Source organism: Ruegeria sp. YTSC230, assembly GCF_059609665.1.
On sequence record NZ_JBXWMC010000004.1, the window covers coordinates 318,338 to 338,329 of the forward strand.

Here is a 19,992-nt window from a genome sequence, read left to right on the forward strand (position 1 = left end):
CATTCGGGGAAATAACGGGTTCGACAAACAGCACGTCTATGTCGGGCACAGAAGGAGAAACTGGTGGACTATACTGCTCAGCTCGATTCAGCGATTGCCAGGCTGCATGACGAAGGCCGTTATCGGACCTTTATTGATATCGAACGCCAGAAGGGTCATTTCCCGCATGCTGTACGGACGCGTCCGGACGGCTCGCAGCAGAATATCACCGTGTGGTGTGGAAACGACTATTTGGGTATGGGCCAGAACCCGGTTGTTCTGAATGCAATGCATGATGCGGTTGATGCTGCTGGTGCGGGTTCGGGCGGAACGCGTAACATCTCGGGCACCACGGTCTATCACAAGCAGCTTGAGGCTGAGCTGGCCGATCTGCACGGCAAAGAGGCAGCGTTGCTGTTCACCAGCGCCTATATCGCGAATGACGCGACGCTCAGCACTTTGCCGAAACTATTCCCCGGTCTGATCATTTATTCCGATGCACTGAACCATGCTTCAATGATCGAAGGCGTGCGCCGCAATGGAGGCGACAAGCGAATCTTCCGTCACAACGACGTCGCGCATCTGCGCGAGCTGCTTGAGGCCGACGATCCTGCGACACCCAAACTGATCGCTTTCGAGTCGGTCTATTCGATGGACGGCGATTTCGGCCCGATCGAAGAGATCTGCGACCTGGCAGATGAATTTGGCGCGCTGACCTATATCGACGAGGTGCACGCGGTTGGCATGTACGGTCCCCGTGGTGGTGGCGTGACCGAACGTGATCGCTTGGCGCATCGCATCGACATCATCAACGGAACATTGGCCAAGGCTTATGGCGTGATGGGGGGCTATATCGCCGCCAGTGAGAAAATGTGTGACGCTGTACGTTCTTACGCGCCGGGCTTCATCTTCACGACGTCGCTTCCGCCGGCCGTTGCCGCCGGTGCTGCCGCTTCGGTGGCATATCTGAAAGGTGCGTCAGAGTTGCGAGAGCAGCATCAGACACAGGCCAAGGTGCTTAAGCTACGCCTGAAAGGGATGGGCCTGCCGTTAATCGATCATGGCAGCCACATCGTACCTGTGATCGTCGGCAACCCGGTGCACACCAAAATCCTGAGTGACAGACTGCTGGATGACCATGGAATTTACGTCCAGCCGATCAACTTCCCGACCGTGCCGCGCGGCACGGAACGCCTGCGTTTTACCCCGTCACCGATCCACGGACCGGGTGAAATGAATCGATTGATCCATGCGATGGACGAACTTTGGTCACATTGTGCGCTAAATCGCGCCGAACTTGCAGGTTAACCTCACGCCAAAGTGTGCAATGCGTTTGTCGCGTGTTAAGCTTACGCTAACAAAAGAGACGCACGAATCGTTACGTAGGCGATTCGCCGTTGGCGTGTAACACGCGCAAGGCAGAATGGGGCAGCAGGGATGATTGGGCGCAGATCACAGCGCGATTCCGAAGAAAACACGGACGTCAGGCCGAAGGGCTTTGACGACTATGAGGTACGACTTGGCGACAGGATGCGCGGCGAACGCGCGACCATGGGTAAGTCTCTTCTGGATGTTCAGCGCGAACTGCGGATTAAAGCCAACTACATAGCTGCAATCGAAGACGCTGATCCCGATGCGTTTGACACACCCGGCTTCATCGCCGGGTATGTGCGTTCTTATGCGCGTTATCTGGGTATGAACCCGGATGATACCTTTGCCACGTTCTGCGCCGAAAGCGGGTTCGAAGTGGCCCATGGTATGTCGGCCGAGGCTTCGGTTGTTCGTAAACCATCCGGCGGGTTGCCCGCGCGGGGTCCGATGGGGCGCGATCCGTTCATCTCGCCGAATACACCTTACATCCCAGGCAGGGAATCTCTGGTCAGCCAGATTGAGCCCCGCGCCATTGGCTCGTCTCTGGTCCTGCTGGCGGTGATTGGTGGCATTGGCTATGGCGGTTGGGCGGTTCTGAACAAAATCCAACAGGTTCAGGTGAGCCCGGTCGAACAGGCCCCGGTGGTTCTGTCCGATCTCGACCCGTTGGATGCAGCCCGCGCACCGGTAGAACTTGCCGAAGCAGCAGAATCCGCAGCACCGACCCCCGAAGCGCTGGATCGTCTTTATCGCCCACAGGCGCTGGATGTTCCGGTTCTTGTGGCACGTGACGCGCCGATTGCCACATTGGACCCTCGCACAGTCGGAACGTTCCGCCCGCCAGAGGCACCCCGGATTGAAGTGGCCGAAGTGCACACAGTTGAACGCCTCGCATTGCCGCAGGTTGTTGAACAGGTTGATACCGCACTGAAAATCGTAGCCGTTGCGCCATCGTGGATGCGTATTCGCGCCGCCGATGGAAGCGTTCTGTTTGAAGGCACATTGGGTACGGTCGAGCAGGGCAATACATTCGAGATTCCGCTGACCGAAGAACCTCCGCAACTGCGCGCAGGGGCTTCGGGTTCCGTTTATTTCTCGATGAATGGTGAACATTTTGGGCCCGTCGGCGCGCCGGGCACAGTGACCAAAGGGGTTCTGCTGTCTAAGGACGCGGTTGCCGAACGCTATGAGATCGCCGATCTGGAATCCGAACAGAACAGCGCCCTCAAACAATTGGTGGCCGAACTTCAGTCGGAAGTACCTGAAACGCCGGCTGAGTGATCTGGCCATTGCGGTGGCCGGGTAGGCGGACTATTTAAAGACGCAACTCAGGCAGCTTTGGACCCGTCCTCATGTCCCTTAATCACGTCCGCCCGTGGCGCAACATCTATCGCCGCAAATCCCGCCAAATTATGGTTGGAAATGTTCCGGTCGGGGGCGACGCACCCATTGCTGTCCAGACGATGACAAACACCCTGACAACGGATGTTGCCGGGACCATTGCGCAGGTTCAGGCCGCAGCAGAGGCGGGTGCCGATATCGTGCGGATTTCCGTCCCTGATGAGGCGTCATCGAAAGCACTGAAAGAGATCGTGCGCGAAAGCCCGGTTCCTATCGTGGCCGACATCCACTTTCACTATCGGCGCGGTATCGAAGCTGCCGAAGCGGGTGCCGCATGCCTGCGCATCAACCCGGGCAATATCGGCGATGAAAAGCGTGTGAAAGAGGTTATCAAGGCCGCGCAGGACCATAATTGCTCGATCCGCATCGGGGTGAACGCCGGTAGCCTGGAAAAGCACTTGCTTGAGAAGTATGGCGAACCATGTCCTGAGGCGATGGTCGAAAGCGGGTTGGAGCATATTCGCATCCTGCAGGACAACGACTTTCACGAATTCAAGATCAGCGTGAAGGCCAGCGACGTCTTTCTGTCCGCAGCGGCCTATCAGGGCATTGCCGAGGCTACGGATGCGCCGATCCACCTAGGCATCACCGAGGCGGGCGGGCTGGTGTCTGGCACCATCAAATCGGCTATCGGGCTGGGTAATCTGCTGTGGATGGGCATCGGCGACACGATCCGTGTCAGCTTGTCCGCTGACCCGGTCGAAGAAGTAAAGGTGGGCTTCGAGATTCTGAAATCTCTGGGCCTGCGCCATCGCGGCGTGAACATCATCTCGTGCCCCTCCTGCGCGCGGCAGGGGTTCGACGTGATCAAAACGGTTGAGGCGCTGGAACAGCGTTTGGAACACATAAAAACACCGATGAGCCTCTCGATCATCGGCTGCGTGGTGAACGGCCCCGGTGAGGCGCTGATGACCGATGTCGGTTTCACCGGAGGTGGCGCTGGATCGGGCATGGTTTATCTGGCAGGTAAGGCCAGCCACAAGATGTCGAACGACCAGATGATTGACCACATCGTCGAAGAGGTCGAGAAGAAGGCGGCGGAACTGGACGCCGTGGCTGAGGCGGCTGAATAGTTGATGTCACTGACCCTCGGGTCAATTCAGACGGCGGGCATTTGTTGCGTTGCGCAGTGAATACCGCCACCAAGTTCGCCTAGAATATCGACGTTTAGTGCCACAACTTCGCGCCCCGGGTAATGCCGGGACAGGGCGTCGCGCGCGATGGTGTCGGTTTCTTTGTCACCAAATTGGGCCATGATGACCGCGCCATTGCAAACATAGTAGTTTGCATAGGACGCTACGAACTCTGGATCTTTGATCCGTCTTCTGATCGGTTCCGGAATGACGTCTACTTGTAAGCCTTCCGCGACCAATCGGTCATGGGTGTCCAACGCCGCAAGGTGGAAGGGGTCCTGAAAATCAGGTTCGTCCGGAAGGTTGACCAGAACACGACCGGGGCCAGTAAAGCGTGCCAGGCTGTCGATATGGTAGTCGGTGATGTCTTCGCCCCAAACACCCTCGGACCAAATCATGCGGTTTGCTCCGTAGGCGGCCAAAAGTTTGGCTTCGATCTCGTTACGGGACTGGCCAGGGTTGCGATTGTCATTCACCCATGAGCTTTCATGCGCAATGAGCAGGCCGTGCCCGTCTTGCTCAACACCTCCACCTTCACCGTTCAGGCCGGAAGGAAGAAGCGGCAAGCCCAGTCGTTCGGCAACGCGACCAGCGACACGAGCATCCTGTTTATGTGCTTGCTTCTCACCCCAGCCATTGAACTGGATTTTGCGGATCGCCATGTCACCGGCGTCAGAAATCAAAAAGATCGGTCCGGAATCCCGGCACCAAAGGTCTTCGGTTGGGACGTCCCACAATTCAACTTCCGTTGAAAGTTTTTCACGCGCTGCCGAATGCTGTTCGGCGGCAGCCAGCATCGTCACCGGTTCAAATGGCGATATCGCATTGGCAATATCGGCGATCGTTTGCTGCACCAGATCACGCAAGTGGGCATCTGGATACACATTGCGGCTTACCGGCCACTGCATGAAAGTGCGTTGGTGTCGCGTTTCTTCCGCCGGAACAAAATAGCCCAAACCAGCTTGGGCAAAAGGTTGCTGTGTGACACTCATTAACCCAATCGCCCCGCCGGACAGCAGAACTTCCCTACGCTTCATTGTGAAAACCCCAATAGGCTGTTGGGTGAAGAGCACCTCAGCGAGAGGTGCTCATTGTTCATCAACCCTGTTCTGCGCGCACACCGTCCGCAATCTGCTTCATCTGATCCGCTGGCAGGAACCCACGCAGCATCTCGGTGCCCAGAACAAATGAAGGTGTTCCCGAAATCTGCATACGCTGCGCCAGCGCACGGGTCTGACCGATTTCATCCGTAACCTGCTCGCTGTCCATGGCCGCAATGATCGCATCGCTGTCCAGGCCGAGGCCATCCGAGATCCGGCGCAGGGAGACTTCGGAAGGCTCTCCGCCGAATTCCATCAGCGCGTCATGGACCTGTTTGTAGGCGTCAGCGCCAGCCACATGTTTGGTTGCGACCGCAAAGCGCGAAGACAGGACCGAGGCGTCGCCCAAGATCGGGAATTCCTTGATCACAAGGCGGATGTTGCCATCTTCGGCCAACAGGCTCGCGACTTCGGGCACGGCGCGGCGACAGTAGCCGCAGCGGTAATCCATGAATTCGACCAGAGTGATGTCGCCATCCGGGTTGCCGCCAACCCAGCTATAGCCGTCGTTGAACAGCTCGTCCGCATTGGCGGCGACCAGTTCCTTGTCAGCAGAAGCTTCGGCAGCAGCGTTGCGCTGTTCAAGAATGTTGATCGCTTCGATGATCACTTCGGGGTTTTCCAGAAGGTACTCGCGCACCTGCACACCGAACTGCTCGCGTTCGGCATCGCTCATGGTGCTCAGGTCTAGGGCCTGCGCGGGGCCGGTGATCAGGGAAAGCCCCAGAAGGGCGGGTGCAGCATGTCTGAGGATCATTTCCGGTTCCTTTTCTTTTTCTTCGCTCGTTCCGAGGCAATCAACACATCCTGTGCCCGTTGCCAACCAGGTGAACCTTCGGGCAATTGCCCGACGGCGCGTTTTGCGTGAATGCCTGCATCGACCAGGCGGCCTTGCAGGGCATAGCGTTCTGCGGTCACGGCCGAGGCCATGCCGTTATTTCCGACCTTGGCATAAGCCATTCCAAGATCCTGCATCAGTCGTGCATTGCGATAGTCCCGCGCGCGCGCCTTTTCAAGCATCTTCAGGGCGTCGGCCGTCTGCCCATCTGCCAGCAAGGCGCGCCCGTACCCCGCCAGAAGCAATGGATCATTCGGAGACATCTCAACTGCCTGTCCGTAAGCTTTAATTGCGTCTGGCAACTTTCTGTTTTCCAGCAGAATTTGCCCTTTTAGTTCATAAAAGAACGGATCATCGGGCCGTATTTCCAGCGCGCCGTCGATTGCGGCCCTTGCGCGGGCCAGATCGCGGTTCTGATGGTGGGCGGCGGCTTCGCGCATCAGGCGGATGTCCTGTGCGCTTTCCTCTTTCAACCGGCGCATGGTCCATCCCGGCGAACGCAGGAAAGCCGAAAGCTTGCCCTTGACCCGCGCAAACCAGTAGTCGGCGTTGGGGTTGGGGGAGGCATGATCGCTGAACTCGCCCACAAACGCCTCAGCGGCGCGCAGCCGTTCGCGGCTAGTGGGGTGAGATCGCATATAGGGGTCTTGATTGGCGGTGTTCAGCAACTCCTGACCTGCAAACTTTTGGTGAAGGGCAACCATCCCGTTGGGTGAGATCCCCGCCGCGCGCAGGTAGCTGGCCGAACTGCGGTCGGCCGATGCCTCTTCTGCCCGTGTGTGCCCAAAAAAACTGCGCAGGGCAGACGCGGATGTGCCAGCGGCGATTCCCGCTGCGGCCTCGCCACCACCTGCGGCTGCGGCGATTAGGGCCAGCGCAGTGCCCAGCTGGGCTTTGCGCTGTGCGGCGCGCATGTTTTCAACCCGTCTGGCCAGATGGCCGTTGGCGATATGAGCCGCCTCATGCGCGATCACGGCTTGCAGCATCTCGGGGCTTTCGACGGTCAGGATTAGCCCGTAATTTACGTATATTGCGTTGTAATCAATGACAAATGCGTTGAACGTGCTGTCATTGACGACCAGAATTTTCACCCGATTGGTGTTTAGCCCGGCGGCCCGCAGAATGGGAAAGGCCAATTCGCGCAACCCGTGCTCGATATCGGGGTCGCGGATCAGGCTTTGAGCGCTGGACTGAAACGCACTGCTCAACCATGTCACTGCAATCAGCAACAGGGCCGGGATTGACGCCAGCTTGGATAAGCGTTCAAAAGCCATGGCTGCAACATGGGAGATGGGCATGAGAAACTCAACCCGATCCGGGGTCGATCCCTTCATCGTGATGGATGTGATGGAGGCCGCGCGCCGCGCTGAAGAGGCCGGGCGGCACATCATTCATATGGAGGTCGGCCAGCCGGGAACGGGCGCGCCCAAAGGGGCCGTTCAGGCCTTGGCCAGAGAAATGGATCAAGGCCCGCTGGGCTATACCGTGGCTTTGGGTCTGCCCGCGCTGCGGCAACGGATCGCAAGCCTGTACGGTGAGTGGTATAACGTCGATCTCAACCCCGACCGCGTCGTGATTACACCAGGGTCGTCCGGCGGGTTTCTGCTGGCTTTCACTGCCTTGTTTGATAGCGGCGACCGCGTAGGTATCGGCGCGCCGGGCTATCCCTCTTACCGGCAAATTCTGAAAGCGTTAGGTCTGGTCCCTGTCGATCTGCCCACCGCACCCGAAAACCGGCTGCAACCCGTGCCATCCGATTTCGCAGGGCTCGACCTGCAGGGCCTGATGGTTGCGTCGCCTGCGAACCCCACGGGCACGATGCTGGATCACAGAGCCATGGGCGCGCTTATTGACGCCGCACAAGGGCAGGGCGCTTCGTTCATCAGTGATGAGATTTACCATGGGCTGGAATATGAGGCCAAAGCCGTCACCGCGCTGGAGCTGACGGATGACTGCTATGTGATCAACTCGTTTTCCAAGTATTTCTCGATGACCGGCTGGCGCGTTGGCTGGATGGTGGTTCCCGAAGATCAGGTGAGGGTGGTTGAGCGGATCGCTCAGAACATGTTCATCTGTGCGCCGCACGCCAGCCAAGTGGCTGCGCTGGCGGCAATGGACTGCAACGATGAATTGCAGGCCAATCTGGATGTTTATCGCCGCAACCGCCAATTGATGCTGGACGGGCTGCCCAAGGCCGGTTTCACCAATATCGCGCCGCCAGATGGGGCGTTTTATGTCTACGCCGACGTCTCGGACCTGACCGACGACAGCCGGGCCTTTGCGGCCGAGGTGTTAGAAAAGGCGGGGGTAGCCGTCACGCCGGGGCTGGATTTCGACCCGCTGCGCGGTCATACAACGCTGCGGTTTTCATACGCGCGATCGACGGCGGACATCGAAGAGGGTCTGCAGCGCCTGCACCGCTTTATGGCGGATCGCGGTGCGATCACGGAACAGGCCTGAGCCGTTCACAACGGGCCCCGGATGCGATAGAGTGCCAGACAAACGATCTCGGGAAAACTTGAGGCCATGAGCAGGATCATTTACGCCATTGCGCTGTTTTGGGTGCTGTCGACTGCCGCCGTCGCGCATGACTTCAGCGCGCTTGCGCGCGTGTTGCCGGATGACAGTCGCATTGTGGACGAAGGTCGCGCAGGGGTGAGGGTCGATCTGGGCCTCAGCCAGGGCGTCCCTTACCGCGTGTTCACATTGCAAGATCCCTACCGCATGGTACTTGATTTTCAAGAGGTTGACTGGACCGGGCTTGACCGCGAAGCGCTTCTGCAGACCGATCGTATCAGCGGTGTTCAGTTCGGAGCATACGTTCCCGGTTGGTCTCGGATGGTTCTGGAGCTTGGTGCGCCTTTGGCCGTCGACCGCGCCGAAATGAAAATTGATCAAACGGGTGGAGGCGCGCAACTGTCGCTGCTTCTGCAAGGAACCGATTTCGATTCATTCGCTGCGGGCGCGGGCGCACCCCGTCAACAAGGTTGGGATTTGCCCGAACCCGCGGTGACAGCGACCCGGCCGCGCCAGGGCGGGGCAGGCGCGTTGCGGGTCATGCTTGACCCCGGCCATGGCGGTATTGACCCGGGGGCCGAGGCCGACGGATTGGACGAAAAGACCCTGATGCTGACCTTCGCGCGCGAGCTTCGCGAGCATTTATTGCGGACCGGAGGGTTCGAAGTGGTGATGACGCGGGTTGATGACCAATTCGTCTCGCTCGAACGGCGCATCGCGCTGGCGCATAGGGCCGGTGCCGATGTGTTTATCTCATTGCATGCAGATATCCTGTCTGAAGGGCGGGCGCATGGTGCCGCAGTATATACTTTGTCGGACGAAGCATCTGATGTGGCCAGTGACAAGCTGGCGGAACGTCATGACCGCGGTGACCTGATCTCGGGGATCGATCTGAGCGGTGCGGATGACCAGGTGGCCGATATTCTGCTGGATATCGCGCGGCAGGAAACCAAGCCCCGAACTGATGCGCTGGCCCGTGCGTTGGCAGATGGCATGACACAACAGGGCGGCCCGATGAACAGCAGGCCGATCCGCACAGCGTCCTTCTCGGTTCTCAAGGCAGCGGATATTCCTTCGGTTTTGGTCGAGCTTGGGTTTCTATCCAGTCCCCGGGACCTGCAGAATATCAGGAACCCGGAATGGCGCGTTGGAATGGCGCAGGGCATTGTCGATGGTCTTAAGAAATGGCGGCAGGACGACCTGATCAAAAGATCCTTGATTGGTCAGTGACCCTGCGACGTAAACCGGCTATTATTGGCCATCGTGTTTTGACCCTGCGCCGGGCCATCACTATATAGGCGTCACCGCGAGTAAAAGGCAGTAACGTGATCCGTTTCATTCTTTCGATTTTCGGGGCGATCTTCAGCCTCGTGACATTGGGTATCTTCATGGCCGCGCTGGTCGTCGGCGCGATCTTCTGGATGTATGGGCGCGACCTGCCCAGCCATGAATCGTTGGCGCAGTACAAACCGCCCACGATCAGCCGAATCTATTCGGGCGAAGGCCAGTTGATCGACGAGTTCGCGCAGGAACGTCGCCTGTTCACACCGTCCGAAGAGATTCCCGATCTGGTGAAGCAGGCGTTTATCTCGGCTGAGGACAAGAATTTCTACACCCACCAGGGTTACGATCCGCGCGGTATCATTGCCGCTGGTGTTGAGGCGGTGAAGTCCAAGGGTGAAACCGTTCGCGGTGCATCGACCATTACACAGCAGGTGATGAAGAATTTCCTGCTGTCCGGCGACCGCCGCGCCGAGCGGAAAATCAAGGAAATCATCCTCGCCACTCGGCTTGAGGATACGCTGGACAAGGAACAGATCCTCGAACTTTACATGAACGAGATCTTTCTGGGTCAGAACTCCTATGGTGTGACCGCCGCCGCACAGACTTATTTCAACAAGACCCTGCAAGAGCTGGAGCCGCACGAGGCCGCGACATTGGCCGCGATGCCGAAGGCGCCGTCGGATTATCATCCGGTTCGGCAAAAAGAGCGTCTGCTTGCACGTCGGGACTATGTTTTGCGCGAGATGAACCAGAATGGGTATATCGATCAGGCGACCTATGAGGTCGAAGTCGAAATGCCCCTCCGCTCGGTCCAGAACGGAGATTTCGAAAGCTTCCGTACGGCGTTGCCGCCGCGTGACTATTTCACCGACGAGATACGCCGCCAGCTGAGCGACGATTTCGGCGAGGGTGAGTTCTTTACCGGCGGCTTTGCTGTCCGCGCCTCGGTCGACGAAGAAATGCAACTTGAGGCCGCCAAAGCCCTGCGCACCGCGCTGCAAAAATACGACCGCTCGCGCGGGAAATGGCGCGGGACTGGTGAAGTTATTGCGGAAGAAAAACTGACCGACGAAACTCAGTGGCGCGAAGCGTTGGCCATCATAGAAATCCCACGTGACGTTGTGCTTCCGACGCAGTGGTATCCGGCAGTTGTGATGAACGTCGGTGAACAGCAATTGACCGTGGGGATCGAGGACGGCCCGGCCGACGGCATCATCCCACGTTCCGATATCAAATGGATGCAAGGTGATTTCGCAGCGAACTTCAAACGTGGCGACGTCATTCTGGTTATGGCCGGGGAAGAAGGCCAGTGGTCTGCACGTCAGGTGCCTGAAGTGCAGGGTGGCTTTGTCGCGATGGACGTGAACTCGGGCCGTGTTCTGGCGATGCAGGGTGGGTTCTCGTATCAGGATTCGGTGTTCAACCGCGCCACGCAGGCACAGCGCCAACCGGGTTCCAGCTTTAAGCCTTTCGTCTATGCCGCCGCACTGGACAGTGGTTATAGCCCCGCAACCATCGTTGTGGATGCCCCGATTGAGGTGAACACGCCCCAAGGACTGTGGAGACCCAAGAACTCGTCGAACAAATTCTACGGCCCAACGCCGCTGCGCACGGGGATCGAACAGTCACGGAACCTGATGACCATTCGTCTGGCGCAAGAGGTGACTATGCCTGTTGTCGCTGGCTACGCGGAACGGTTTGGTGTCTATGACCGTATGGGTGCGTTCCTGGCGAACTCGCTGGGGTCGGAAGAAACCACGCTGTACAAGATGGTCGCCGCCTACGCGATGTTCGCCAACGGCGGTGAGCGGGTGGAGCCCACTCTGGTCGACCGTATTCAGGATCGGTTCGGCAAGACGATCTATCGTCACGACGACCGTCAGTGCTTGGATTGTAACTCGGCCTGGCTTGAGCCGGACGAGTCGCCCACCATCGAGACCAATCGCTCTCAGGTCATGGATGCGATCACCGCGTATCAGCTGACGTCGATGATGAAAGGTGTGGTGGATCGTGGGACCGCGTCCAGTGTTGTCAATCTGCCGGTGCCGACTGCGGGTAAAACGGGTACGACGAACGAATCCAAGGATGCGTGGTTCATCGGCTTCACCTCGAACATCGTTGCTGGTTGCTATATCGGTTATGACCGCCCGCGTCCGATGGGGCGGGGGGCCTATGGGGGCACGTTGTGCGGACCAGTGTTCCAAAGCTTCATGGAGAAAGCGGTCGAAAAATACGGGGGCGGTCCGTTTGATGTGCCCGAAGGTGGCCACTTCATCAAGATCGACCGCTTCAGTGGCGCGCGCCTGCCTGCCGATGCTTCCGGTGACTATGTTGTGGCTGAATATTTCCGCGATGGCGTCGACGGCTTTATCGACCGTGTCTATGACGGTGGCTTTGCGATGGGCTCCGACCTGCCTCTGTTCGAAGAGGCCAACTCTGGCCGTCAGGTCACCACGTCGACTGGCAACACAATCACTGTTGGCCCCAACGCCAGCCAGGGTGATCTGCAGGGCGGCGGTCTTTACTGATCCGCTGCCTGCAGGAGTAGGTTCAACAGGTCTTCTTCCGGGTCATTTGTGACGGTGCCATCTGCGCGCCAGAAGATCGACAGAGCACATTTCGCGGCAGCCCATTGGGCAAGTCGTCTTTCGTTAACCCGCATGGCGGTCGCGTATAGCGCCAGGCCAGTTTCAATCTGTTCAGGTCGCCGAACCAACTCTGGCATGCCTTTTGGGTGGCGTAGGGCATTGGCCAGCTCAAAAGCCGGATCACCGATGTACCCCTTGGCGTCAAAGACCCGAGGCCCGGCGCGTGTTGTGATCACGTTGTCATGATGCAGATCCCCGTGCAGTGGAACAACCATATCCTGCGTGTCCAGAAGGTGACGGCCAATGCTGATCGCTTGCATCATGTCGTGCCGTAGCCGGGTCGGGCAATGGTCCGAGAATTGACAGTCGAAAACTGGCGCGAAGACTTCCTGAAGCGGTTTCAGCCCGGTCGTGTTGATGGTCGGACTTTGGTGCAGTCGATCCGCTGCCGTCGCCAGACCGCGTACCGCATCATCCGGGCGGCCAGACCGCGCGATGTCCCCAAGCGATGGCCCTTCAAGCCATTCCGTCAAAACGGCGTTGGGGGCCTCGGCCAGTATGTGCACAGCGCCCCGGTTACGCCACAGATGCATAAGGTGCGGACCAGCTGTTTCATTGCCACGGTTTGGGCGGCGATAGATCTTGAGGGCGGCAAGCGTGTTGTCCAAAGTTCGGACCTTCCACACATGTGCATGCCCGGTATCCGCAACGAGCTGAGGGTCTTCCAATTCCCATCTGGTCAGAAACTCGTTCAGTGCGTTTTGCATTCCGTCTTGCCTGTCTTGTGGTGGCCCGCGCCTCTTGCTATCACGCAGGCCTGATTGAGCAAGTTGGGACAAGACCATGCGCGCCGAAACCCAGAACACCGTGGCGGAAATCGAAAAGTCGCTGGAGCTGCTGGCGCAGCGCATGGACTATGAGTCTGCCCCTCATCGTCTTGAGGAATTCAACGCGCGGGTCGAAGATCCCAACCTGTGGGACAACCCCGAGAACGCGCAAAAACTGATGCGCGAACGTCAGATGTTGGTGGACGCCATTGAAACTTATGAGTCGATCAAGACCGATCTGAGTGACAATATCGAGCTGATCGAACTTGGTGAGATGGAAGAGGACGAAGAGGTCGTCACCGACGCCGAAGACGCCATTCAGAAATTGGGGGCGAAGGCCGCCAAGAAAGAGCTTGAGGCGCTGCTGGATGGCGAGGCCGACGGCAATGACACGTTCCTTGAAATCAACTCAGGCGCCGGTGGCACCGAAAGCTGTGACTGGGCCTCGATGCTGGCGCGGATGTATGTCCGCTGGGCTGAGAAGAAAGGCTACACGGTCGAGCTGCAGTCCGAGACGGCGGGCGAAGAGGCTGGCATCAAATCCGCTGCGTACAAGATTTCCGGCCATAACGCCTATGGTTGGTTGAAGTCCGAAAGCGGTGTGCATCGTCTGGTGCGTATTTCGCCATTTGACTCGGCAGCCAAACGGCACACTTCGTTCAGCTCGGTCTGGGTCTATCCGGTGGTCGACGACAATATCGAGATTGAGGTGAACCCGTCCGAAATTCGCATCGACACATATCGGTCTTCGGGTGCGGGCGGTCAGCACGTGAACACCACGGATTCGGCGGTTCGAATTACGCACATTCCAACCGGGATCGTCGTGACCAGTTCTGAAAAGTCGCAACACCAGAACCGCGATATTGCCATGAAGGCCCTGAAATCGCGCCTGTACCAGCAGGAATTGGACCGTCGCAACGCGGACATTAACGCAGCACATGAGGCCAAAGGTGATGCGGGCTGGGGCAACCAGATCCGGTCTTATGTTTTGCAGCCTTACCAGATGGTAAAGGACCTGCGTACCAACCATGAGACCTCGGACACCAAGGGTGTTCTGGATGGCGATCTGGATGGGTTCATGGCAGCGACCCTTGCAATGGATGTTGCGGGCAAGAGCCGCTCCGAGGCGCAAGGCGACGGCTGAGACGCCGCCAGGGGGCACTGCCCCCGTCTCCGCAGGCGGAGACTCCCCCGGGATGATTTTGGCCAGATGACGCGGATCTGTGCACTGCGGTGCGCATGGTAAAAGATATATGTAAAACACGGGTTTAAATGGGGTTGCTGCCTCGCTAGGCTGATCGCGACTTGGTAACACTGAATGCGATGGATCCCGGATGGATTTAAGTCAGACAACCGCAACTGCCTTGTTGGCGGCGCTTTCGGCCCGGCGTCTCTTAGCCGCTGATCTGATGCGTGAAACCTTGGATCGCATTGCGGCGGTCAACCCGCCGCTGAATGCGATTGTTGCGCTGCGTGATGAAGAGGCGCTGATGGCCGAGGCGCGTGCGCTGGATGCGGGGTCAGTGACGGGCCCGTTGCATGGGTTGCCAATTGCGGTCAAAGATCTGGTGAATGTCGCCGGGGTGGTGTCGTCGCAGGGATCACCGCTGTATCGCGATCATGTACCCGAACAGGACGATCTGATAGCCGCACGAATGCGGGCGGCCGGCGCAATCCTGATCGGTAAAACAAATACGCCAGAGTTCGGTTTGGGCTCGCACACGTTCAATCCCGTTTATGGTGCCACGCGTAACCCGTATGATCACTCTAAGACATGCGGTGGATCATCGGGTGGGGCAGCGGTTGCGCTGGCCACCGGGATGGTGGCGCTGGCGGATGGCTCTGACATGATGGGCAGTCTGCGCAATCCCGCGGCCTGGAACAATGTCTATGGGTTTCGCCCAAGTTGGGGACGTGTGCCGCCTGAACCGGTGGGCGACATATTCCTTCACCAACTGTCCACGCTTGGCCCAATGGCACGAGCCCCGGAAGATCTGGGTGTGTTGTTGGACGTGATTTCAGGGCCGGACCCGCGGCATCCTGCAACCCCGCACAATGCTGCAGTGTCTCCTGTTCAGGCGGCCGATCTGGCCGGTATGCGGATTGGCTGGCTGGGCGACTGGGGTGGGGCGTTCCCGTTTGAGGATGGTATTTTGGACCTGTGCCGGGATGCGCTGTCCGTTTTCGTACAGCAGGGGGCGCAGGTTGAAGCTGTTGCGCCGCCCTTTGATGCCGAACGCATATTCGAAAGCTGGTCGACCTTACGATCCTGGAGCGTGGCGGCAAGTCTCGCCCCGCAGTCTGAACAGCGGGCGCAGTTGAAGGACACGGCGCAATGGGAGCTTGACCAGGGGCAAGCCTTGACGGCGATGCAGGTGCATCAGGCAAGTGTTGTACGATCGGATTGGTTCCGGCGCGCGGCTGAACTGTTCGAAGGATTTGATGCGTTGATCCTGCCGTCTACTCAAGTCTGGCCGTTTGAACTTGAGCTCCCGTATCCCACCGAGATTGCCGGTAAAAGCATGGATACCTATCACCGCTGGATGCAGGTCATGATTCCAGTCAGCTTGATTGGCTTGCCGTGTATGTCGGTGCCGGTAGGGTTTGGGGCAGGCGGGTTACCGATGGGTATGCAGGTCTTTGGCCCGCGCGGCGCGGATGCGAGTGTATTGTCAATCGGGGCCGCGTATCACGACGCGACCGGGTGGCCACAAAACCGACCGGCTTGAGGAGAGCGCCGGAAACAGGAGGAGAGACAGAGCATGGAAAAACCCTTTGGGGTTCCGGAAATGGGACCTGTGGATACCGGTATGCTGGGCGAGGCATTGCGCCGTGCCTGGGCTGATTTTCGTCGTGCACCAGTTTTTGGCCTGTTGTTCGGTGGGTTCTATGTGCTGGCGGGCTGTGCCATGGCCTGGATTACGGTGCAGACGCAGACGTCATACTGGCTCGTGCTGGCCACCATAGGATTCCCATTGCTCGGCCCCTTTGCAGCGGTGGGGTTGTATGAGGTGTCTCACCGGCTGGAACAGGGCGACCCCTTGAAGTTCAGAGAGGTTTTTGGCGTGATCCTGCAGCAGAGCCGTCGGCAATTGCCGTCCATCTGCGCGATCATCGTGGTGATTTTCCTGTTCTGGTTTTTCTTGGGTCACATGATATTTGCTCTGTTCATGGGGTTGTCGACCATGACCAACGTCTCAAGTTCGCTCGAGATCTTCAGGACGCCCAATGGCCTGACAATGCTGGCTATCGGAAGTATCGTGGGGGCCATTTTCGCGCTTATTCTATACATGATCACCGTCCTTTCGATCCCGATGTTGCTGGACCGGGAACTGGACTTCGTGACCGCGATGATTGCCAGTTTCAGCTATGTCCGGTCGAACCCGAAGATCATGCTGGGGTGGGGTGTGTTCGTGGCTGTCGTGACATTTGTGGCCATGATCCCGTGGTTTTTGGGGTTGTTGATCGTCTTGCCTTTGCTGGGGCATGCCAGTTGGCACCTGTATCGTCTGATCACTCTGGCAGGGGCCGGGAAAGACGCTTGAAGAGCCTATGCAGCGCTTTGCTTGAGCCGTTTGGCAGCGCGCGCCGCAGGAAGGGCGGCCTTTGCCTGATTGCCCAAATAGTTCAGCGAAATCCGGCGCATTGTGGTCGCCTGAGCGTTGGTCTTGGACAGGCATATTGCAATGCCACGCCATCGCTCGGAGTTTTCTTCAGCACCGCGCGTTACAAGGTAGATACGGCTGTTTTGGGCCGCGCGGCTGGACATAAGGATAAAAATCTGCCGTCCGGCGCAAGCCGCGATGCCTTGTACTTCACGTCTGGTGGTGTCGGCCGGTATCCCCTCATTTTCGGGCTCATAGCTGCGCACCAGCGTGCATTGCGGCAAACGGCGCGTGTGGATCAGCCGGTGTCTGGTCATGGGAGATCCGTCCAGCCCCGTTTCCGTCGCATAATAAAAGCCCGCCGGCAGCAGGTTTTCGGTTAGCGTAGAAGGGCCGGACCCCAGGAATTCAGTCAAGGCAGAGGCAGCCGGATGTTCGGGAGGCGTTTCAATTTCCTCCAAAGGCCGCAACAGGATACGGGCGTCGACCTCAAAAAACCGGCACATGCGATCCAGAACATCGGGGCGGGGAAAGCTTTCACCCGCCAGATACCTGTTAAATTGGGTCCTGTTGATGCCCAGCTGGCGGCACAGTTCGGACACGGACGAATATTGCCGCGACAATTGTCGCAGATTGGCACCGAACATCCGGCGCAATTCATCAGGACTGCGGATACTCATGGTCATTTCTGTCCCAGGTTCCAGAGTGTCATTCCAAAAAGTGCGACGCACCCGACCTTTTGGCCGTTCGTGCATTCTCAATCGTACTGGTGACCCTAGCTGGCGCATCCCAACACCACGCTACACCTCCGAAGTTAACGTTGGGGCAGGCAAAGGCAATAGGCTTTACGTCAATTTGTATGATCTTTTTGGGTAGCCATGCTCGTAGGCAACTTACCGTTGCATTGATTGAACATGTCCTGGGACTGCGCCTCGCCCCGGTGTCAAAAGGGGGGCGAGGCGAAAAAGTCAGTCGCCGCGCAGCAGGGCGGCCACGCCGGTGCGCGCGATCTCAACAAGGCCCAGCGGGCGCATCAGATCGGCAAAGGCGTCGATTTTGTCAGGGGCACCGGTAATTTCGAATATGAACGAATTCAACGTGCTGTCGACGACGCTGGCGCGAAAGATATCGGCTAGACGCAGGGCCTCGACCCGCTTGTCGCCCGCGCCGACAACCTTGATGATCGCCAGTTCCCGCTCGACCGAGGGGCCTTCGACAGTCAGGTCGTGAACCTCGTGTACCGGAACGATACGGCCCAATTGGGCTTTGATCTGTTCTATCACCTGAGGGGTGCCGGTGGTGACGATGGTAATCCGGCTCAGGTGGCCAGTGTGATCCACCTCGGCGACGGTCAGGCTTTCGATGTTGTAACCCCGGCCCGAGAACAGTCCGATCACCCGGGCCAGAACACCCGGTTCGTTTTCGACCAAGACAGCAATCGTATGGCGTTCCTGCACGTCCGAAAACGTGGGGCGTAGGTTATAGGCGGAGTGGCGCGTTGCACCTTTTTTGATATGTAGGGCAGACATTTATGTCCCTTTCATAATCCTGTGATAGTCGGGTGCGGTGCACCCGACAAAATCTGTCAAATTGTGTCAGACCAGAACCGAGCCTTTGGAGTCGATCACGCCCTGTGTCTCGGCCTCGCCCAACAGCATTTCGTTGTGCGCCTTGCCCGACGGGATCATGGGGAAGCAGTTCTCGTGCTTTTCGACCAGACAGTCAAAGATCACCGGGCCGTCATAGTTGATCATCTCCATGATGGCGTCATCCAGATCGGCCGGATCGGAACACAGGATGCCCTTGGCACCAAAGGCCTCGGCGAGTTTGACGAAATCGGGCAGGGCCTCGGACCAGGAATGCGAGTACCGCTCGCCATGCAGCAATTCCTGCCACTGACGAACCATGCCAAGGCGTTCATTGTTCAGAATAAACTGTTTCACCGGCAGGCGATACTGTGCCGCGGTGCCCATTTCCTGCATGTTCATCAGCCACGAGGCCTCGCCCGCGACGTTGATGACCAGCGCGTCAGGGTGCGCCATCTGCACACCGATGGAGGCCGGGAAGCCATAGCCCATCGTGCCCAGACCGCCCGAGGTCATCCAGCGGTTCGGATCTTCGAACCCCAGATACTGTGCGGCCCACATCTGGTGCTGACCGACCTCGGTGGTGATGTAACGGTCATGTTTTTTGGTCAGCTCTTCCAGCCGTTCAAGCGCGTATTGCGGTTTGATCGTCTTTTCGCTGTTGGTGTAGGCCAGACAATTGACCTTGCGCCATTCGGTGATCTGATCCTGCCACTTGGCAACCGACGCCTCATCTGTCTTGCGGCCACGCGCTTTCCAAACCTTCAGGATGTCCTCCAGCACATGTGCAACATCACCAACAATCGGGATGTCCACGCGGATCACCTTGTTGATCGAGGAAGGGTCGATGTCGATATGCGCCTTTTTCGAGTTGGGCGAGAACGCGTCAATCCGCCCGGTGATCCGGTCATCGAACCGCGCACCGATGTTAATCATCAGGTCGCAGTCATGCATCGCCAGATTGGCCTCATACAGACCATGCATGCCCAGCATGCCCAGCCAGTTTTTGCCCGACGCCGGGTATGCGCCCAGGCCCATCAGGGTCGAGGTGATCGGGAAGCCGGTTGCATCGACCAGTTCGCGCAGCAACTGGCTGGCCGCTGTGCCGGAATTGATGACGCCGCCGCCGGTGTAAAAGACGGGCTTCTTGGCGGTCTCAATTGCGGCCACCAGTTCGGTGATCTCTTCCAGATCGCCTTTCAGAACCGGCTGATAATGCGAGGTCGAAGGCTTCGGCGCGCTATACTCGCCCGAGGCGAACTGAACGTCCTTGGGAATGTCGACAAGCACCGGGCCGGGGCGACCGGAGGTGGCGACATGGAATGCCTCGTGCATCGTGTCGGACAGCGAGTCCGTATCCTTGACCAGCCAGTTATGCTTGGTGCAGGGGCGGGTGATGCCAACGGTATCGGCCTCTTGGAACGCGTCCGAGCCAATCATAAACGTCGGAACCTGTCCGGTCAGAACCACAATCGGGATCGAATCCAGCAGCGCATCCGTCAGGCCGGTCACGGCATTTGTCGCGCCGGGGCCAGAGGTCACAAGGGCAACGCCGGGCTTGCCGGTCGACCGGGCATAGCCTTCGGCCGCGTGAACCGCACCTTGTTCATGCCGCACCAGAATGTGACGAATATCGTTTTGCAGAAAAATCTCATCATAAATCGGTAGCACAGCACCGCCGGGGTATCCGAATACCGTGTCCACGCCCTGATCCTTGAGGGCCTGAACTACCATCTTTGCGCCGGTCATCTCACGTGTCATCT

At 58.4% G+C, this 19,992-nt stretch carries 16 protein-coding genes; 9 read left to right on the forward strand and 7 right to left on the reverse strand.

Going from position 1 to position 19,992, the window contains the following annotated elements:
* Positions 1–63: 63 nt before the first annotated feature.
* The 3 genes from hemA (at position 64) to ispG (ending at position 3,824) form a co-directional block, all read left to right on the forward strand.
* Positions 64–1,287: a 5-aminolevulinate synthase gene (gene hemA, locus AC2FD9_RS10755; protein WP_058273980.1), complete on the forward strand. Its 1,224-nt coding sequence runs from the start codon at positions 64–66 to the stop codon at positions 1,285–1,287.
* Positions 1,288–1,416: 129 nt separating this feature from the next.
* Positions 1,417–2,631 (forward strand): helix-turn-helix domain-containing protein, encoded by a 1,215-nt coding sequence (locus AC2FD9_RS10760; protein ID WP_282120484.1) that lies wholly within the window; start codon positions 1,417–1,419, stop codon positions 2,629–2,631.
* A gap of 71 nt (positions 2,632–2,702) precedes the next feature.
* Positions 2,703–3,824 (forward strand): flavodoxin-dependent (E)-4-hydroxy-3-methylbut-2-enyl-diphosphate synthase, encoded by a 1,122-nt coding sequence (ispG, locus tag AC2FD9_RS10765; RefSeq protein WP_108860386.1) that lies wholly within the window; start codon positions 2,703–2,705, stop codon positions 3,822–3,824.
* Between the two features lie 26 nt (positions 3,825–3,850).
* Here ispG and AC2FD9_RS10770 read toward each other — a convergent pair whose 3' ends face one another.
* From AC2FD9_RS10770 to AC2FD9_RS10780, 3 genes are all read right to left on the reverse strand, one after another.
* Positions 3,851–4,921 (reverse strand): agmatine deiminase family protein, encoded by a 1,071-nt coding sequence (locus tag AC2FD9_RS10770; RefSeq protein WP_496836794.1) that lies wholly within the window; start codon positions 4,919–4,921, stop codon positions 3,851–3,853.
* A gap of 61 nt (positions 4,922–4,982) precedes the next feature.
* Entirely contained in the window at positions 4,983–5,741 is a 759-nt protein-coding gene (locus tag AC2FD9_RS10775) for a DsbA family protein (RefSeq protein WP_282151464.1), read from the reverse strand.
* The gene (locus AC2FD9_RS10780; protein ID WP_496836796.1) at positions 5,738–7,120 is read right to left on the reverse strand and encodes a M48 family metalloprotease; all 1,383 of its coding nucleotides are present in this window, start codon (positions 7,118–7,120) and stop codon (positions 5,738–5,740) included. The genes AC2FD9_RS10775 and AC2FD9_RS10780 overlap by 4 nt, the downstream gene beginning before the upstream one ends.
* Between AC2FD9_RS10780 and AC2FD9_RS10785 the strand changes: the two genes are divergently transcribed.
* From AC2FD9_RS10785 to AC2FD9_RS10795, 3 genes are all read left to right on the forward strand, one after another.
* Positions 7,119–8,282 carry a pyridoxal phosphate-dependent aminotransferase gene (locus tag AC2FD9_RS10785; protein WP_496754372.1) on the forward strand — a complete coding sequence of 388 codons (1,164 nt, stop codon included), beginning with the start codon at positions 7,119–7,121 and terminating at the stop codon, positions 8,280–8,282. The genes AC2FD9_RS10780 and AC2FD9_RS10785 overlap by 2 nt on opposite strands.
* 66 nt (positions 8,283–8,348) lie before the next feature.
* Positions 8,349–9,569: an N-acetylmuramoyl-L-alanine amidase gene (locus AC2FD9_RS10790; RefSeq protein WP_282120489.1), complete on the forward strand. Its 1,221-nt coding sequence runs from the start codon at positions 8,349–8,351 to the stop codon at positions 9,567–9,569.
* 95 nt (positions 9,570–9,664) lie between these two features.
* Positions 9,665–12,151: a penicillin-binding protein 1A gene (locus tag AC2FD9_RS10795; protein ID WP_282120490.1), complete on the forward strand. Its 2,487-nt coding sequence runs from the start codon at positions 9,665–9,667 to the stop codon at positions 12,149–12,151.
* On the opposite strand, the gene AC2FD9_RS10800 is transcribed toward AC2FD9_RS10795, so the two are convergent.
* Positions 12,145–12,978: an aminoglycoside phosphotransferase family protein gene (locus AC2FD9_RS10800; protein ID WP_496836798.1), complete on the reverse strand. Its 834-nt coding sequence runs from the start codon at positions 12,976–12,978 to the stop codon at positions 12,145–12,147. The two genes, AC2FD9_RS10795 and AC2FD9_RS10800, sit on opposite strands and share 7 nt — an antisense overlap.
* 76 nt (positions 12,979–13,054) lie before the next feature.
* On the opposite strand from AC2FD9_RS10800, the gene prfB reads away from it, so the two are divergent.
* The 3 genes from prfB (at position 13,055) to AC2FD9_RS10815 (ending at position 16,583) form a co-directional block, all read left to right on the forward strand.
* Entirely contained in the window at positions 13,055–14,182 is a 1,128-nt protein-coding gene (gene prfB / locus AC2FD9_RS10805) for a peptide chain release factor 2 (RefSeq protein ID WP_496836800.1), read from the forward strand.
* Between the two features lie 190 nt (positions 14,183–14,372).
* Positions 14,373–15,767 (forward strand): amidase, encoded by a 1,395-nt coding sequence (locus AC2FD9_RS10810; protein WP_496836802.1) that lies wholly within the window; start codon positions 14,373–14,375, stop codon positions 15,765–15,767.
* A 33-nt stretch (positions 15,768–15,800) separates the two neighbouring features.
* Entirely contained in the window at positions 15,801–16,583 is a 783-nt protein-coding gene (locus AC2FD9_RS10815) for a DUF2189 domain-containing protein (RefSeq protein WP_496735799.1), read from the forward strand.
* 5 nt (positions 16,584–16,588) lie between these two features.
* Here AC2FD9_RS10815 and AC2FD9_RS10820 read toward each other — a convergent pair whose 3' ends face one another.
* The 3 genes from AC2FD9_RS10820 to AC2FD9_RS10830 all read right to left on the reverse strand — a co-directional run bounded on the left by AC2FD9_RS10820 (position 16,589) and on the right by AC2FD9_RS10830 (position 19,990).
* Positions 16,589–17,323 (reverse strand): helix-turn-helix domain-containing protein, encoded by a 735-nt coding sequence (locus AC2FD9_RS10820; protein WP_496836804.1) that lies wholly within the window; start codon positions 17,321–17,323, stop codon positions 16,589–16,591.
* 288 nt (positions 17,324–17,611) lie between these two features.
* A complete protein-coding gene (gene ilvN / locus AC2FD9_RS10825) occupies positions 17,612–18,172 on the reverse strand; it encodes an acetolactate synthase small subunit (RefSeq protein ID WP_058273965.1) in 561 nt (186 codons plus the stop codon).
* A 66-nt stretch (positions 18,173–18,238) separates the two neighbouring features.
* Positions 18,239–19,990, reverse strand: coding sequence for an acetolactate synthase 3 large subunit (locus AC2FD9_RS10830; RefSeq protein ID WP_282120496.1), 1,752 nt, complete (start codon positions 19,988–19,990; stop codon positions 18,239–18,241).
* Positions 19,991–19,992 lie beyond the last annotated feature (2 nt).

Coding starts and splice junctions, on each gene's coding strand:
- AC2FD9_RS10815 (WP_496735799.1), top strand. CDS start 15,801: ATGGAAAAACCCTTTGGGGTTCCGGAAATGGGACCTGTGGATACCGGT.
- ispG (WP_108860386.1), top strand. CDS start 2,703: ATGTCCCTTAATCACGTCCGCCCGTGGCGCAACATCTATCGCCGCAAA.
- prfB (WP_496836800.1), top strand. CDS start 13,055: ATGCGCGCCGAAACCCAGAACACCGTGGCGGAAATCGAAAAGTCGCTG.
- AC2FD9_RS10800 (WP_496836798.1), bottom strand. CDS start 12,978: ATGCAAAACGCACTGAACGAGTTTCTGACCAGATGGGAATTGGAAGAC.
- AC2FD9_RS10785 (WP_496754372.1), top strand. CDS start 7,119: ATGAGAAACTCAACCCGATCCGGGGTCGATCCCTTCATCGTGATGGAT.
- AC2FD9_RS10760 (WP_282120484.1), top strand. CDS start 1,417: ATGATTGGGCGCAGATCACAGCGCGATTCCGAAGAAAACACGGACGTC.
- ilvN (WP_058273965.1), bottom strand. CDS start 18,172: ATGTCTGCCCTACATATCAAAAAAGGTGCAACGCGCCACTCCGCCTAT.
- AC2FD9_RS10775 (WP_282151464.1), bottom strand. CDS start 5,741: ATGATCCTCAGACATGCTGCACCCGCCCTTCTGGGGCTTTCCCTGATC.
- AC2FD9_RS10820 (WP_496836804.1), bottom strand. CDS start 17,323: ATGAGTATCCGCAGTCCTGATGAATTGCGCCGGATGTTCGGTGCCAAT.
- AC2FD9_RS10770 (WP_496836794.1), bottom strand. CDS start 4,921: ATGAAGCGTAGGGAAGTTCTGCTGTCCGGCGGGGCGATTGGGTTAATG.
- AC2FD9_RS10830 (WP_282120496.1), bottom strand. CDS start 19,990: ATGACACGTGAGATGACCGGCGCAAAGATGGTAGTTCAGGCCCTCAAG.
- AC2FD9_RS10780 (WP_496836796.1), bottom strand. CDS start 7,120: ATGCCCATCTCCCATGTTGCAGCCATGGCTTTTGAACGCTTATCCAAG.
- AC2FD9_RS10790 (WP_282120489.1), top strand. CDS start 8,349: ATGAGCAGGATCATTTACGCCATTGCGCTGTTTTGGGTGCTGTCGACT.
- AC2FD9_RS10810 (WP_496836802.1), top strand. CDS start 14,373: ATGGATTTAAGTCAGACAACCGCAACTGCCTTGTTGGCGGCGCTTTCG.